This window comes from Polaromonas sp., from assembly GCF_012927415.1.
GTDB lineage: Bacteria > Pseudomonadota > Gammaproteobacteria > Burkholderiales > Burkholderiaceae_C > Polaromonas.
Genome location: NZ_JABBPF010000108.1, coordinates 1 through 15,769 on the forward strand (window position 1 = coordinate 1; position 15,769 = coordinate 15,769).

Sequence of the window (15,769 nt, forward strand, 5' to 3'; positions counted from 1 at the left end):
AAAATGCCAGTAACTGCATTTTTCATTCGTCAAGATGGGGTCAACCGCCGAATAATTGAGAAAAAGCACACGCTTGCCCGGTTCGCGCTCGTTGTGCTTGTTGATGGCGTCAATCAATGCGGCGGCAACCGACGACGAATTGCCCTGCGCAATGAAGGTCACGCCGTTGTCAATCGCCGAGCGCAAGGCTGCCAGCGCTTCCTCGTTCTGGCCCTTGCTGTCATAGCGTTCAATTGCCAGATTGTGCTGGCCATCAGCGAGCTTGACGCCGCCGCGCGCATTGACGCGTTCGCTTGCCCACACCAGGTTGCGAAACACTGCTTCGCCAGTGTTGGCAAACGCGCCGGACAGACTTTCGATGAGGGCTATCCGCACCGGTGGCTGCGCCGCTGGCTGGGCCTGGGCAAGCAGCGAGACACCCAGGCATAGGGCCGCAACCGGGCGTTTAAAGAGGTTTTTCATCTAGCAGACATTTCGTTTTTGTTTGAATAAATCGTTGGTACAGCTGGCCAAATGGCTTGCAGCCGTCGCCTTGAAAGACGCGGGGTCTTGGTCAAAGCGTCAAATGACGGCGGCGGGTTCGAGTTGCAATTCTGCAAGATTCCAGCGCGGCTTCACGTCAAAGGTGTAGCCGCGCTGCAGCGTTTGCAAATTTACCAGCCCCGCCTGCAGCCGCATGCCGGCGGCCAGCGCGATCATTGCGCCGTTGTCGGTGCAGAACTCCAGCTCGGGATAATGCACGCGAATGCCGCGCCGCTGGCAGGCGGCGTTTAGCTGGCTGCGCAGCAAAGCATTGGCCCCCACGCCGCCGGCCACGACCAGCCGCTTGAGCGCCGTTTGCGACAAGGCAGCCAGCGTTTTCTTGACCAGCACTTCCACAATCGCGGCCTGGGTGGATGCGGCCAGATCGGCCTTGCGGCTTTCCAGTTCATCACCAAGTTTTTTCGCCTGCGTCAGCACGGCGGTTTTCAGGCCGGCGAATGAAAAATCAAGATTGCCGCTGTGCAGCAGCGGTCGGGGCAGCTTGAACGCCGTGCCGTCACCGGCCAGCGCCAGCTTCGCCAAATGCGGCCCGCCAGGATACGGCAAGCCCAGCAGTTTGGCTGACTTGTCAAAGGCCTCGCCGGCCGCATCATCGATGGCCTCGCCGAGCAGCTCGTAGCTGCCAACATGGTCAACACGCATCAGCTGGGTATGGCCGCCCGAAACCAGCAGCGCCACAAAGGGAAACTCCGGTGGATCGGCACTCAGAAACGGGGATAGCAGGTGGCCCTCCAGATGGTGCACGCCGATTGCCGGCTTGCCCAGCGCAGCCGCCAGCGAACAAGCCACGCCGGCGCCCACCAGCAGCGCACCGGCCAGGCCGGGCCCACGCGTGTAAGCCACCACATCGACCTCGGCCAGCGAGCGCTGACCGCCTTTCATGACTTGCTGCGTCAGTGGTAGCACACGCCGGATATGGTCGCGGCTGGCCAGCTCTGGCACCACGCCCCCAAAAGGCTGGTGCATGGCAATCTGGCTATACAGAGCGTGCGACAGAAGACGGGGCACGGCCTTGCCGCCGGTATCCACCAGCGCGACACCCGTTTCATCACAACTCGATTCAATTCCCAGGACTAGCATTGCTCCAAGTGTAAGGTTTGGGCCGCTGCACGCGCGGCAGAGGGTTGCCCCGAGCGAGCGACGCAGTTCCCGGGGCAGCGCTCACGGCGCAATGATGACGCGTGAAGGTTGTATTTGCTCGAAGTTCAGGTATTTTCCCTGCCGATTTCCCTCAATGCTGACCCGGTGGTTTTGCGCCTGCTGAAACAATGCCAGCTCTGCGGATGTCGGCGCGGTGATTTTCCAGACCCGCCCCTGATCGTCTGTCACCGCCCACCATGCACCCGGTTCCGAGCCTTTCAACGTTAAATTCCCTGCAATGCTGATGTCAGCCGCTTCCGGTGCTGGGTCGCTGGCGCTGTTGACACATGCGGCCAGCGCCAGCAAGACAAGCGCCAGCACCCCGCGCAGCGGGCCAATAGCGGTGAAGAAGATTTTTGGCGTTCTCATTTGATGATCACCATCAGGGTTGTGTTGGCGGGGACCGCCACACCGTTTCGCACGTAACTGGTTTTCCCGGCGCCAACGACATCGCGCCGATAGGTATGCGACGTCGCGGCATAGCCCAACGCCAGTGGCGCGGCGGGGCCGATGGGTAAGGTAGCAAGGTTTTTGGCTTGCAGCTGATACGCGCCCGCAACCGTGCCGGGGTAGCCGTAAGCTGCGGGCGAGCCGACCGCAGGCAGCTGGCCAAATACAGTTGCGCCAAAACGTGCGAATTCATCCCCAAAACTGATGCCCCCGGCCGCCTTGATGAGCCGCTCCAGACAGGCATAACTCGTTAACGCAGGCGTGGCGGGAACGCCGTCAGCGCACGATGTGACCAACTGTTGGTAAATAGACAGGCCGTAGCGGCGATTCAGGAACGCGCCAAAACCGCCACCGATCGCGTAGTTGGGTGCGGAGTTCGCCAGCGTCGGCCAATTGACATAACTGACATTGCCGCCCGTGACCAGGTAACTCGGCAGGCGGACGCTCAAAATCTTGTTGTAACCACCAAGAACGGCCGGTACCACAATGTCCTCAGTCATCATCGCCGAGGTTTCTTCAAGCCAGGTGTCATGAGCAACACCTCTTGCCACCGTGCGCTGGTAAAAGTTCACCATATGCGTTGACTCATGCAAGAGCGTGGAGGTTGCAAAATTGAGATCCACCTTAATCTGGTCAGCGTTGATGAAAAACGCCAGCGCTTCATTTGAAGTCGCGGATGAAGTTTTGAGCAGATTGTTGCCACCGAAAAAATACCCCGACCATGCACTGCTGGCGGGAACATTCAGCAAAACGACGTTGATGTCCTGCACCGGCGTGTCCTGAATGACATTGGTGAAATTTGCAGCGGCAGAACCCCAGACATCGCCCAGCAAGGTGTTGATCTGGGCCAGCCCGCCGTTGCTGCCGCAGTAAGACGCCTGCATGGTGGTCAATGCGGCCGACCACGCCGCCGCCGTGAACTTGCCCGAGGATACGATGGTTGGATCGACCCACCACACCACATTACGACCACCGGGCAGCGGGCACACAAACTGCACCGACGCCGCGTAGGTCGCGGGCGTCGCGGGAAAGTTGTCAATCCATGATCGGGAGGTGCCGATGGCCGGCGCAAACGACAGGCGGGACACTGCCGCCGAATTGCTGCTCAGCAGATCGGGCGTGGCCGTAGGGCGGGAGCGAATCAGCCCAGCCGAAATCACCCGGTTTTTCTCAAGCATTTGCGCATGCGCATCGTCATGATTGAGTGGCTCTGCACCCGATCCGGCAAAAGGACTGGCATCTGCCAGGACTGGCGAGGAGGTTACCGGTGACGCGAGTACGCCGGATGACGGCGTTGTTGCGGAGGCCTCGGAGCCGTTGGAAAAAACCAGTGTGGCGACTTTTCCCGCCGCAACCCCGGAGATATTGATATCGAGCGTTGCAGCAGCGCCCGAACTGTTGCTGTAGCGCCAAACGCCAATGCCTGTGCCGCTGTAAGAATTGCCATCGACGGCACCACAGCCAGCGCCGCTGCAGTCTGGCACCAGTGCCGCCGAAGGCGATTGAGAGGCTGCAGGAGCAGGACCACCCCCGCCACCGCAGGACGCCAAAGCCAGACAGAAAAGCGGGCTGAACAGGTAATTCCTGGATTTTTGCTTCAGATTCATCTGCCACTCTTTTGAAGATCGAACGCGACGTCATGTCAGCGGTGCTAAACGCGCCACCGCACGGAGGAGCAGATGGTATTCCCGAAAACAGATGTAAGGAAATGCGGTACTGCCCCGCCCAAATTCATGGACTGCGGGAATGGCGCATGACGCCCCGGGGACCGATGACAGGCGCAAAGGCTCTGCCCTTTAATGGCACGGATTTTGCATCAATTTGTTCATGACTCCGTCCCAGTCCCTGCGCCTCGTCGTCATTGCCCCGGATCTGGTGGAATCCGTGACTGCCGATGCACATGCCCGGGAGCTGGCCGAAAGGTCGCGCCAGCTGCGCATTGGCCTGCTCGAAAACGGCTACAACATCGTCGCGGTGTTGCCGGCTGACACCTTTCTGGACGAACGCCTGGCCCAGCTACAGCCTGACATGATCATCGTAGATGCTGAAAGCGAAGCCAGAGACTGCCTGGAACATGTGGTGATGGCCACCCGCGATGCGCGGCGCCCGATTGTGCTGTTTACCAACGACAACGACACCAGCCATGTCAGGGATGCCGTCGCCGCTGGCGTGTCGGCCTACATCGTGGCCGGACTGTCACCCGATCGCATACGCCCCATTCTGGATGTGGCGATAGCGCGCTTTGAACACGAAGAGGGTTTGCGGCGCGAACTGGCGAACGTCAAAAACGAGCTGCATCAGCGAAAAATAATAGAGCGGGCCAAAGGCCTGCTGATGCAGCGCCAGGGCCTGTCCGAGCAGGTCGCCTATGAGAAGCTCCGCAAGGCCGCCATGGACAAGGGCTTGCGCCTGGGTGAAGTCGCTCAGCGCATGCTCGATCTGGCGGACCTGCTGGGCTAAGCGCTGCAGGTCCCTGTCACCCGCCCCCCCTTGAATGGTGCAGCGCACAAATAAGGTGCAAAGCCTGATCGGCTGCACCGGCGTGCATTCAACCCTTCCGGCCAGTCCCGAATTGCTATCATAATAATAGCTAAAAGAAGCCGGAAAATATGGACCTGCGAGGGTTTTTTATACAAAAATGGATTAATCAGGCGCGCCAGCCTTAGTTGGCACAACATTTGCTGCCAATTGAAGACTGGGTCAAAGCTGACCCGCGGCGAACAGCTTCAACGGCGAAGCGCGTTTTGCCGCAAGAACAAAGGCGTTCGCACCCTGCATTCACGAAACATTGGTGGTTGCGAGGATCGAGCGTTTTTTTTGTTTTTTTGCTGGCTTTATTCATTTTCTGGAGTCGCTGACATGACTGATCTGCTGAAGTCTTCCCTGACACGCCGCACCGTCCTGCAAGCTGGTGCCGTGGGTGCCGTGGGCATCAGCCCGGCACTGCGCGCCGCCGTTTATGCCCAGGGTTCCGATGCGCCAGAAAAAAAGGAAGTGAAAATCGGCTTCATCCCGCTGACCGACTGCGCCTCGGTGGTGATGGCCTCAGTGCTGGGCATAGACAAGAAATACGGCGTCACCATCCTTCCAAGCAAGGAAGCAAGCTGGGCCGGCGTGCGCGACAAGCTGGTCAACGGCGAACTCGACTTTGCCCATGTGCTCTACGGCCTGATTTATGGCGTGCATATGGGAACGGCCGGCCCGAAAAAGGACATGGCCGTGCTGATGACCCTGAACAACAACGGACAGGCCATCACGCTGTCCAGGAAAATCGCCGACAAGGGCGCTGTTGACGGCGCTGGCCTGGCCAGGCTGATGGCCAGCGAAAAACGCGAATATACCTTTGCCCAGACCTTCCCCACCGGCACGCACGCCATGTGGCTGTACTACTGGATGGCCGCCAACGGCATCGATCCGATGAAAGACGCCAAGGTGATTACCGTGCCGCCGCCGCAAATGGTGGCCAACATGCGGGTGGGCAATATGGACGGCTTCTGCGTGGGCGAACCCTGGGGCCACCGCGCCATCATCGACGGGATAGGCGTACCCGCTGTGACGACGCAGGACATCTGGAAAGACCACCCGGAGAAGGTGCTGGGAACCACCGCCGAGTTCACCAGGAAATACCCGAACACCGCGCGCGCCGTCACCGCCGCCATCCTCGAAGCCGGCAAATGGATTGACGCCAGCCTGGCCAACAAGCAAAAGATGGCAGAAACGATCGCCGAAAAGAGCTACGTCAACACCAGCGTGGACGCCATCAACCAGCGCATTCTGGGGCGCTACCAAAACGGCATGGGCAAGACCTGGGATGACCCGAATTACATGAAATTCTTCAACGACGGCGCGGTCAATTTTCCCTATTTGTCCGACGGCATGTGGTTCATCACGCAGCACAAGCGCTGGGGCCTGATCAAGGAGCATCCCGATTACCTCGCGGTGGCCAAACAGATCAACCAGATCGACATCTACAAGCAGGCCGCAACCGCCGCCAAGGTCAGCGTTCCGAGAGACGTGATGCGCACCAGCAAGATGATTGACGGCGTGGTCTGGGACGGCAAGGAGCCGAAAAAATACGCCGACAGCTTCAAGATCCACGCCTGAAGCGCCCTGCAAAACACCCCTGGAATTTCATTGCATCCCCACTTGAAGAGGTAACGCCATGGTCAGTGCCATATTTCACAGCCCGCAGGGGGCCGCCGCCCCGCCCGCTCACAAAGGCGCGCAGATTGCTACAACTTTAATAGCAGAACATAACGATAAAACCTGGACTACAAGGCAAAAAGACATAAAAACGGCTAATTTGCCGACGACACAGCCCAGCCGGCCGCAGTGGGATTCCTCATTTCTCTGGCAAAGCATCCTGCCGCCCGTGCTGGGCCTGGGCCTGCTGGTGCTGGTGTGGGAACTGGTTTCGATGGGGACGGGTGCCAGCATTCCGTCACCCCGGGACACGTTCTGGCAGGCGGTGCAGATCTTCAGCGATCCGTTTTACAGCAAGGGGCCGAATGACCAGGGCATCGGCTGGAACATTCTTTCTTCGCTCAAGCGCGTGGCACTGGGGTTTGGGTTGGCGGCACTGGTTGGCATTCCGGCCGGTTTCCTGATTGGCCGCTTCTCGTTCCTGAGCCGTATGTTCAACCCGCTGATCAGCCTGTTGCGCCCGGTGTCGCCACTGGCCTGGCTGCCGATTGGCCTGCTGGTTTTCAAGGGCGCCAATCCAGCGGCCATCTGGACCATTTTTATCTGCTCGATCTGGCCCATGATCATCAACACCGCCGTCGGCGTGCAGCGGGTGCCGCAGGACTACATGAACGTGGCCCGCGTGCTCAAGCTGTCAGAGTGGAAGATCGTCACCAAAATCCTCTTTCCTTCCGTGCTGCCCTACATGCTGACCGGCGTGCGGCTGGCCGTCGGCACGGCCTGGCTGGTGATCGTGGCGGCCGAAATGCTGACCGGCGGCGTCGGCATTGGCTTCTGGGTCTGGGACGAATGGAACAACCTCAATGTGAAGAACATCATCATCGCGATTTTCGTGATCGGCATTGTCGGGCTGGTGCTGGAATATGCGCTGATCCGGCTGGCCACGGCGTTCACGTTTGAAGAAGTCAAAAGCTGAATGACCGACGTGCAAAGGACCATCACCATGAATAACGCAAACACCTTAAACACCTCAAATGCTTCGGTAAGCCCCAGATACATCGACATCCAGGGCGTGGCCCAGAGCTTCAAGACCAAAAAAGGGCCGTTCTGTGCCCTGAAGGACATCAATCTCACGGTGGCCAAAGGAGAATTTGTCGCCCTGATCGGCCATTCGGGCTGCGGCAAGTCGACCTTGCTCAACCTGATTGCCGGCTTGAGCATGCCGACTCAGGGCGTTCTGCTCTGCGCCAACCGCGAAATCGCCGGTCCCGGCCCGGAGCGTGCCGTGGTGTTTCAAAACCATTCGCTGCTGCCCTGGCTGACCTGTTTCGAGAACGTCTACCTGGCGGTGGAACGCGTCTTCGCCGCGACCGAAAACAAGGCACAGCTCAAGGCCAGAACCCATGCGGCGCTGGCGATGGTCGGCTTGACGCCGGCCGCCCAGAAGCGGCCGGGCGAAATCTCTGGCGGCATGAAGCAGCGCGTCGGTATTGCCCGGGCACTTTCAATGGAGCCCCAGGTGCTGCTGCTCGACGAGCCCTTCGGCGCGCTGGATGCCCTGACCCGTGCCAAGCTGCAGGACGAACTGCTTCAGATCGTGGCCAACACCAGGAGCACGGTGTTGATGGTGACGCACGACGTCGATGAAGCTGTGCTGCTGAGCGACCGGATCGTGATGATGACCAACGGGCCTTCGGCCACGATTGGCGAAGTGCTCAGCGTCGATTTGGCGCGCCCGCGTAACCGGGTCGCGCTGGCGGCAAGCGTGCCTTACCAGCAATACCGGAAGGCGGTACTCGACTTTTTATATACGCGCCAGGCCCATGTGGAAAAGATGGCTTGAAGCAGGCCCCGCGCGAGGCACAGGGCGGTGAAGACGCCTTCTCAGCCGCGATCGCCGGTGATGTAGTGCTCCAGTTGTTCGATGACAAATTTTTGTTCTGAAATGATGTTTTTTACCAAATCCCCAATGGAAATGAGGCCGACCAGCTTGCCGTCGTCGATCACCGGAAGATGCCGCAGCCGGTTGTCCGTCATCAGCGCCATGCACTGCTCGCCGGTCTGGGCGGGGCCGACGAACATCACCGGAGAAGTCATGACATCGCGAACCAGCGTCAGCGCCGAGGTTCGCCCCATGAGCACGATTTTCCGCGCGTAGTCGCGCTCCGTCACGATGCCAACAATGGCATCGCCCTCCAGTACCAACAGCGCACCGATACCCTTCTCGGCCATGCGCTGAAGCGCATCGAAAACCGAGGTTAACGGCGCGATGGTGTGGACGGCGGGATCAGCTTTGGATTTCAGGATGTCGGCGACAGCGGTCATGGTTTGCTCCCTCAAAAAATACGCATATGCACGAATTAGTTTCAACCCATAGCCATCGGCATGCAATAGGACTGCATGCCGAGTCAAATTTTTCGGCGCCAGGCACGCATGCATGTTGGGGCAACGTTCAGGGCAAGCGCTCCGCGCCGGGAAAACAGCCCGACAACGGGCAGGTCGTTAAACGCGCCATGATGAGTTGATGCAATCAGGGTTGACAAGGAACGCAACAGCCTTGCCGTACCGGCTGTTTTGCGCTCGCCCTCCGCCATATCGGGCATTGGCCTGCTGCTCCGTAAAGGCCGGCGAGGTGTTCGACCATGAGCGCGGTGAGGTGCAAGACCATTTCCATCAAGGTCGGCATACAGAACTTCGCCCACGGCACCGGCGCATGTAACGGCCCTGATTGCCTGATTTCCGGTTCCCGCAGCGATGCTGGTCATGATCGTCTTTTTCCGGGAACCAGCGACCCTGGAAAACACGCATCCGTTCACCAGCACATCGCCCACCTGTTAGAAAAAGACGGCTGGACCTTCAGCCTGATTTACTTGGTCCTTTGTCGGCGTCATTGGTCTGGCGATGTGGCCTCTGGCGCCTTGCCTGGCCGGCTGTTGCAAGCGTTTGATCAAGCCCGTTGCGTCCTCGAAAGAAAGACGTCAATCCGGTCGATCGCATTCAACCGCGATTAACCGCACTCAAGCGGACCCAAGCCGACCCAAGTCCTACAGTTTCTGGATTGCAAGGTGGGTCAGCGTGGGGGAACACCGCGATGGGTGTTTTCGGCATTTTTGTCCACGTCGTCAGCACTGGCCGTGCCTTCCGGATTTACCAGCTTGCCAGCGCCGGCGCCGCCAATCACGCCGACGGCAGCCCCAAGCGCACCGCCGACCAATACACCGACCGGACCAGCCACTGCGGCACCAACGGCTGCACCTGCAGCAGAACCTGCGACCAAACCGCCTCCGACCAGGACGGACTTTGACTCCCGCTCGGCTTCCTTGGGATCGAGAGCAACCTGAGCCGCAGGGCTGGGATCCTGGGACGGAACACCGTGGCCAGGCACCGCCTGCTCGACAAGGTCCGGGTCGACAGGTTTTAAGCTTACCGGCTGAATAATAGGTGAATTCATATGCGCTCCTTGGATAAGTTAACGCGTAGACGAGCGTTACGCCTACTGCAATATCACTCTAAATCCCACACCACGCCGTTCGCGTGGTCCAAGAGACTGCGACACTGTCAGACAACCTCTAGTTACCCGCCATCAACCATCAGTTTGGGCGTTTTGCCGGTCGGATGAAAGTTCAGCTGTTGTTGTCGGCTTGCGAAAAAAGGGGCGCGCGGATGTATCGGGGATGTACCAGATCGACATGGCAACCCCATAACTTCTCCAACGTTTCGGCCGGCTCAATTGATTGCCGGCCGCGAGAACCCGCGGGTTCGCGCGGTCAGTTCAACCAGGAAGTCAATATCGCTGGAATCAGGAATGAATTTGGAGCCCGCTGCCGAGCCAAACAGTTCCAGATGCACTACGCCATCCCATTCGCTCAGTGCGCCAATGCCGGGCATCTGACGGGTCAAAAAGACATTTGTACATGAACTATCAAGCAAGTTCTTGCCAAACGCAAAATTGAAAATGCAGCGCGGCGCGCCCGAAAAGCCGGTAAGGCCAAGCACTTTATTTGCTATTTAATTCATAGCTTACTCCGACCGTATCTATTGGACTAGCGCCCTGTTCAATGCTTATTTTCGCTTCGGGCTCGCGTCCGCTTGATGCCACGGCCGGGGTCAAACAGTCGCAGTACGCCGTCTCCGTTCTGATGCAGGTTGGCCGGCTCGATGTCGCGATGAATCAGGGAGACAATGTCGGTTCCAAAAAGGCCATGCACCACCATAAGGGAGTTTCGTGCTCAATTTTGGTGCGCCACAGCAAATCACGGGCTGGCTAGTTCCCCACCAGCGTTTGCCTGCTGTTTTCAGCAGTAAGCCCACGACTGCTCGAAGACATCGAGCAAGCCTTCGCCAGCCTCGGCCAGGGCTTGCAGCCGTGCCAGCTGCGCCCCGCCAGAAGACCACCGGGCGTCTTCGGCGCCCTCCAGCATTTGCCGCCCCGCCGCCGCTGATCACGGAGGCATGAATGCGCGACTCGGTGGCACGCATGACGTGATCAGCATCGCCGTCGCTGGTGAACACAATGACGGGACGTGGCACGGTTTCCAGCAATCGCCTGCGTGACCCGGAACAAGGCCTTACCGGGGCGAACCACTTCCCGCGCCAGCCGGCTGGCGTCATCGACAACAGCAAGCACCTGGATACCTGCGGCCTCCAGGTTGGACAGCAGCGGATGCGCGCTTTTCGGCCCATTCAAATGTACGCGCGCGGTGGACATAAAAAATTAATGCTTAAGGGGAGATTGGGCTGTTCAGCGCGCAAGTTGCGCGCCACAAGCATCCATGATCTGGCATACCTCTTGCATAACTTGCTCGGGCGTAACGGAGCGCCCGACCCTAGCGATAGCACTGCAGGTTTGCGCATGACGATCTGCGTATGGGTGTGTCTCATGCCGGTGTCATGACCGGGTTACCTGCAGCCAGGAGAGAGCATCATGCTGACCCTTATTTCGCCATCGCCCACCGTGGCTGCTGGCACCCCCCCGAGTACCGGGATGCCGCGCGCCGCAATGGGTAGCGCCATGCCTGGAGCCGTGACCGCAGGCTCCCGCCGGACCACGGCGCCGCTTTCACCCTGCAACACCCCGCTCCGTTTTAGTGTTCACAGGCGTCTCTTCACCCCTTCCGGCATGAGGCTTGCGCCCATCCAACCCTGTAAAAATCTGGAGTAGCCATCATGAAAAAATCAAAACTGGTGATGATCGGCAATGGCATGGCAGGCGTGCGCACCCTTGAGGAATTGCTCAAGGTGGCCCCCGATCTCTATGACATCACCGTTTTCGGCGCCGAGCCCCATCCCAACTACAACCGCATATTGCTGTCGCCCGTGCTCGCCGGAGAGCAGACGCTGGACGAGATCGTCCTCAACTCCTGGGACTGGTACAAGGACCACCACATCACCTTGCATGCCGGCAAAAAAGTGGTGGAGGTGGACCGTGTCAGGCGCGTGGTGCGCGCCGAAGACGGGACTGAAGAAGAATATGACCGCCTGCTGATGTGCACCGGCTCCAATCCGTTCATTCTGCCCGTGCCTGGCAAGGACCTGAAGGGCGTGATCGCCTACCGCGACATTGCCGACACCAGCGAGATGATTGAAACTGCCACCAAGTACAGCAATGCTGTGGTGATCGGCGGCGGCCTGCTCGGCCTGGAAGCGGCCAACGGCCTGATGCTGCGCGGCATGAACGTCAGCGTGGTGCACGTCATGCCGACGCTGATGGAGCGTCAGCTCGACAGCGTGGCTGGCAAGCTGCTGCAAAAATCCCTGGAAGACCGGGGCCTGAAATTCCTCATGGGCGCGCAGACCCAGGAGCTGATGGGCGGTGGCGGCGAAGACGGTCAGCGCGTGAGCGCCATCCGGTTCAAGGACGGCACTGAACTGGCGACCGACCTGGTGGTGATGGCCGTGGGCATCCGACCCAACACCACGCTGGCCGAGTCCATGCGCCTCTATTGCAACAAGGGCATTGTGGTCAGCGACACCATGCAAACCACCACCGATGCCCGCATCTACTCGGTCGGCGAATGCGCGGCGCACCGCGGTATTGCCTACGGCCTGGTAGCGCCGCTGTTCGAGCAGGCCAAGGTGGCGGCCAACCACCTGGCACAACTCGGCATCGGCCGCTACACCGGCTCGCTCACCTCCACCAAACTCAAGGTCACCGGCATTGACCTGTTCAGTGCGGGCGAGTTCATGGGCGGCGAAGGCACTGAAGAAATCCTGATGAGCGACCCGTTTGGCGGCGTTTACAAGAAGCTGGTCATCAAGGGCGACAAGCTGATCGGCGCCTGCCTCTACGGTGACACCGTGGATGGCAGCTACTACTTCAAGCTGTTGCGCGACGGCCGCAGCATTGGCGATATCCGCGAAAGGCTGATGTTTGGCGAATCCAACATCGGCGACGCGGGTCACGAAGGCCACAACAAGGCCGCCGCCATGCTGGATACCGATGAGGTCTGCGGCTGTAACGGCGTCACCAAAGGCGCGATTTGCAAGGCAATCAAGGACAAAGGTCTGTTCACGCTGGACGAGGTGAAAAAGCACACCAAGGCCAGCGCGTCGTGCGGCTCCTGCACCGGGCTGGTCGAGCAGATCCTGATGTTCACCGCCGGCGGCGACTACTCGCCCACGCCCAAGAACAAGGCCTTGTGCGGCTGCAGCGAGCGCAGCCACCAGGAAGTGCGCAACGCCATCAAAGCCAACAAGCTGCTGACGATTGCCGACACCTTCAGCTTCCTTGAATGGCGTACCCCCAACGGCTGCGCCAGCTGCCGCCCTGCCGTCAATTACTACCTGATCTCGACCTGGCCCAAGGAAGCGAAAGACGATCCGCAAAGCCGCTACATCAACGAACGCAGCCACGCCAACATCCAGAAAGACGGCACCTACTCGGTTATTCCGCGCATGTGGGGCGGTCACGTCACGCCTGACGAGCTGCGCCGCATCGCCAACACGGCAGACAAATTCAAGATTCCCACGGTGAAGGTCACCGGCGGCCAGCGCATCGACATGCTGGGCGTCAAGAAGGAAGACCTGCAGGCCGTGTGGAAAGACCTGGGCATGCCTTCGGGCCTGGCCTATGCCAAGGCCTTGCGTACCGTGAAAACTTGTGTCGGCAGCGAATGGTGCCGCTTCGGCACACAGGACAGCACGCAGATGGGCAAGGATCTGGAGCACGCACTGTGGGCCATGTACTCGCCGCACAAGGTCAAGCTGGCGGTCAGCGGCTGCCCGCGCAACTGCGCCGAATCCGGCATCAAGGATGTCGGCGTAATCGGAGTCGATTCGGGTTGGGAAATCTACGTCGGCGGAAACGGTGGCATCAAAACCGAGGTGGCGCAGTTCTTCGTCAAGGTCAAGACGGCGGCCGAGGTGCTGGAATACGCTGGCGCATTTTTGCAACTTTACCGCGAAGAAGGCTGGTACCTGGAGCGCACGGTGCACTACATCAGCCGCGTCGGCCTTGACCATGTCAAAAAGAAAATCCTGGACGACCATGAAGGCCGCAAAACCTTGTGGGAGCGGCTGCAGTTCAGCGTGGACGGCGAGCCTGATCCCTGGTTCGAATCGGCCAAGGCGGCGGTGGACACCCGCCAGTTCACGGCGATCACCGCATGACCGCCCGGCTCGATCACCGCACATTCCGTGGCCTGGCCGTCATCGCCCGGCAGCAGGCGCCAGCGCCGGGGTAGGCATTGTGAGCAGCGAAGACCTGTCGCGGGTGATGGACCGCGCGACCAGGCTTTACGCCGCACTCTCGGATCAACAAGGAGCAAGCATGAATGAGTGGAAAAAAGTCTGCCTGGTCACCGACATTCCGGTGCTTGGCTCGCGCCGGGTTTCGCGCCCGCACGGCATGGATGTGGCGGTGTTCCGCAACGACCGGGATGATGTGTTTGCCCTGCTGGACCGCTGTCCGCACAAGGGCGGACCGTTGAGCCAGGGTATTGTGTTTGGCAGCAGCGTGGCATGTCCGCTGCACAACTGGACCATTGACCTTGAAGGCGGCTGCGCCAGGGCGCCTGACGAGGGCTGTACTCAAAAATTCAGCGTTCATGTCCAACATGGCCAGGTACACCTGGACGCGACCGAGCTGGCCACGCTGGCGCTCCACCAAGAGCCCGTAATGGCCGGCGCCGCCGGCAAAGCACTGGCGCACGGGTGAGTGCGCACATGACTGTTGATGCAGCGCTTCATGCCGGGTTAAAGGAAACGCGGTCCACCTGCCCCTACTGCGGCGTCGGCTGTGGTGTCGTCATCGAGTCTCGTGGCAGCGAGATTACCGGCGTCAGGGGTGACCCGGACCATCCGGCCAATTTCGGCCGCCTCTGCACCAAGGGCTCCACGCTGGCGCTCACCGCATCAGCATCCGTCAACCGGCAAACCCGACTTCTGTACCCGATGCGCCGCGAACACCGGCACGAAGCCGCCAAGCGAATCTCCTGGGACAGCGCCCTCGATTTCGCCAGCGAAAGCTTTGCGCAAATCATCCGCGACCACGGTCCCGATGCCGTGGGTTTTTATATTTCCGGCCAGCTGCTCACCGAAGACTATTACGTCTTCAACAAGCTCGCCAAAGGCCTGATCGGCACCAACAATATCGACAGCAACTCGCGCCTGTGCATGAGCAGCGCGGTGGCGGGCTACAAGCAAACGCTGGGCGCCGACGCGCCGCCGAGCTGCTACGACGACCTGAACCACGCACAATGCATCTTCATTGCCGGCAGCAACACGGCCTATGCCCACCCGATTCTTTTCCGGCGCATTGAAGACGCCAAGGCGGCCAACCCGGCGCTGAAGATCATTTATTGCGATCCCCGGCGCACCGATACCGCCGAGATTGCCGACCTCTTTCTGCAGATCCAGCCCGGCACCGACGTGTCGCTTTTTAACGGCATGCTGCACATCATGCTGTGGGAAGGCTGGACCAACAGCGCCTGGATTGCCGCGCATACCAGCGGCTTTGACGAACTCAAGACCACGGTGCGCGACTACACGCCCGACCTGGTGGCCGAGACCTGCGGCATAAAAAAAGACGAGTTGTTTGCTGCCGCGAGGTTGTTTGCCACCTCGACCGCCACGCTCAGCCTGTATTGCCAGGGCCTGAACCAGTCGAGCAGCGGCACGGCCAACAACGCGGCGCTGATCAACCTGCACCTGGCGACCGCGCAGATCGGCAAAGCCGGCGCCGGACCGTTTTCGCTGACCGGTCAGCCCAATGCCATGGGCGGACGTGAAGTCGGCGGCATGGCGAACCTCCTGAGCGGCCACCGCGACCTGGCCAACGCCGGGCACCGTGCGGAAGTTGCCGCGCTTTGGGGCGTTCCCAGCGTACCCGAAAAGCTGGGCAAAACCGCTGTCGAGATGTTCCAGGCCGCCGCCGACGGCGAAATCAGGGCGCTCTGGATTGCCTGCACCAACCCGGCCCAGTCCATGCCCGACCAGGCACTGGTGCGCCGCGCACTCGAGCGCGCCGAACTGGTGATCGTGCAGGAAGCCTTTG

16 protein-coding genes are annotated in these 15,769 nt (G+C 60.0%); 7 read left to right on the plus strand and 9 right to left on the minus strand.

What is annotated here, in order from left to right:
• The 4 genes from HHJ19_RS10790 to HHJ19_RS10805 all read right to left on the minus strand — a co-directional run.
• Positions 1–462: ABC transporter substrate-binding protein (locus HHJ19_RS10790; RefSeq protein ID WP_296907053.1), on the minus strand; the 462-nt coding region annotated here is incomplete at its 3' end.
• A 99-nt stretch (positions 463–561) separates the two neighbouring features.
• Complete coding sequence (tsaD, locus tag HHJ19_RS10795) at positions 562–1,623, minus strand: tRNA (adenosine(37)-N6)-threonylcarbamoyltransferase complex transferase subunit TsaD (RefSeq protein WP_296907056.1); 1,062 nt, start codon at positions 1,621–1,623, stop codon at positions 562–564.
• Between the two features lie 81 nt (positions 1,624–1,704).
• Entirely contained in the window at positions 1,705–2,052 is a 348-nt protein-coding gene (locus tag HHJ19_RS10800; protein ID WP_296907058.1) for a hypothetical protein, read from the minus strand.
• Entirely contained in the window at positions 2,049–3,740 is a 1,692-nt protein-coding gene (locus tag HHJ19_RS10805; protein WP_296907061.1) for a hypothetical protein, read from the minus strand. The genes HHJ19_RS10800 and HHJ19_RS10805 overlap by 4 nt, the downstream gene beginning before the upstream one ends.
• A gap of 220 nt (positions 3,741–3,960) precedes the next feature.
• On the opposite strand from HHJ19_RS10805, the gene HHJ19_RS10810 reads away from it, so the two are divergent.
• From HHJ19_RS10810 to HHJ19_RS10825, 4 genes are all read left to right on the plus strand, one after another.
• Positions 3,961–4,593 carry an ANTAR domain-containing protein gene (locus HHJ19_RS10810; RefSeq protein WP_296907064.1) on the plus strand — a complete coding sequence of 211 codons (633 nt, stop codon included), beginning with the start codon at positions 3,961–3,963 and terminating at the stop codon, positions 4,591–4,593.
• A gap of 399 nt (positions 4,594–4,992) precedes the next feature.
• On the plus strand, positions 4,993–6,237 hold the full coding sequence (locus HHJ19_RS10815) for a CmpA/NrtA family ABC transporter substrate-binding protein (RefSeq protein ID WP_296907066.1): 1,245 nt from the start codon (positions 4,993–4,995) through the stop codon (positions 6,235–6,237).
• Positions 6,238–6,295: 58 nt separating this feature from the next.
• Positions 6,296–7,252 (plus strand): nitrate ABC transporter permease, encoded by a 957-nt coding sequence (ntrB, locus tag HHJ19_RS10820; protein WP_296907070.1) that lies wholly within the window; start codon positions 6,296–6,298, stop codon positions 7,250–7,252.
• 27 nt (positions 7,253–7,279) lie between these two features.
• Positions 7,280–8,119, plus strand: coding sequence for an ABC transporter ATP-binding protein (locus HHJ19_RS10825; RefSeq protein ID WP_296907073.1), 840 nt, complete (start codon positions 7,280–7,282; stop codon positions 8,117–8,119).
• 41 nt (positions 8,120–8,160) lie between these two features.
• Here the strand turns inward: HHJ19_RS10825 and HHJ19_RS10830 are convergent, their stop codons facing one another.
• From HHJ19_RS10830 to HHJ19_RS10850, 5 genes are all read right to left on the minus strand, one after another.
• Positions 8,161–8,601 carry a CBS domain-containing protein gene (locus HHJ19_RS10830; RefSeq protein ID WP_296907076.1) on the minus strand — a complete coding sequence of 147 codons (441 nt, stop codon included), beginning with the start codon at positions 8,599–8,601 and terminating at the stop codon, positions 8,161–8,163.
• 745 nt (positions 8,602–9,346) lie between these two features.
• Positions 9,347–9,727 carry a hypothetical protein gene (locus HHJ19_RS10835; protein WP_296907079.1) on the minus strand — a complete coding sequence of 127 codons (381 nt, stop codon included), beginning with the start codon at positions 9,725–9,727 and terminating at the stop codon, positions 9,347–9,349.
• A gap of 275 nt (positions 9,728–10,002) precedes the next feature.
• On the minus strand, positions 10,003–10,176 hold the full coding sequence (locus HHJ19_RS10840) for a nucleotidyltransferase domain-containing protein (protein ID WP_296907082.1): 174 nt from the start codon (positions 10,174–10,176) through the stop codon (positions 10,003–10,005).
• Between the two features lie 395 nt (positions 10,177–10,571).
• A complete protein-coding gene (locus HHJ19_RS10845) occupies positions 10,572–10,697 on the minus strand; it encodes a hypothetical protein (protein ID WP_296907084.1) in 126 nt (41 codons plus the stop codon).
• Positions 10,698–10,762: 65 nt separating this feature from the next.
• The gene (locus HHJ19_RS10850) at positions 10,763–10,984 is read right to left on the minus strand and encodes a hypothetical protein (RefSeq protein WP_296907087.1); all 222 of its coding nucleotides are present in this window, start codon (positions 10,982–10,984) and stop codon (positions 10,763–10,765) included.
• A 458-nt stretch (positions 10,985–11,442) separates the two neighbouring features.
• On the opposite strand from HHJ19_RS10850, the gene nirB reads away from it, so the two are divergent.
• The 3 genes from nirB to HHJ19_RS10865 form a co-directional block, all read left to right on the plus strand.
• Entirely contained in the window at positions 11,443–13,884 is a 2,442-nt protein-coding gene (gene nirB, locus HHJ19_RS10855) for a nitrite reductase large subunit NirB (protein ID WP_296907090.1), read from the plus strand.
• A gap of 160 nt (positions 13,885–14,044) precedes the next feature.
• Positions 14,045–14,431 carry a nitrite reductase small subunit NirD gene (nirD, locus tag HHJ19_RS10860; RefSeq protein ID WP_296907095.1) on the plus strand — a complete coding sequence of 129 codons (387 nt, stop codon included), beginning with the start codon at positions 14,045–14,047 and terminating at the stop codon, positions 14,429–14,431.
• Positions 14,432–14,439: 8 nt separating this feature from the next.
• A partial coding sequence (locus tag HHJ19_RS10865) for a molybdopterin-dependent oxidoreductase (RefSeq protein WP_296907093.1) occupies positions 14,440–15,769 on the plus strand: 1,330 nt, incomplete at its 3' end.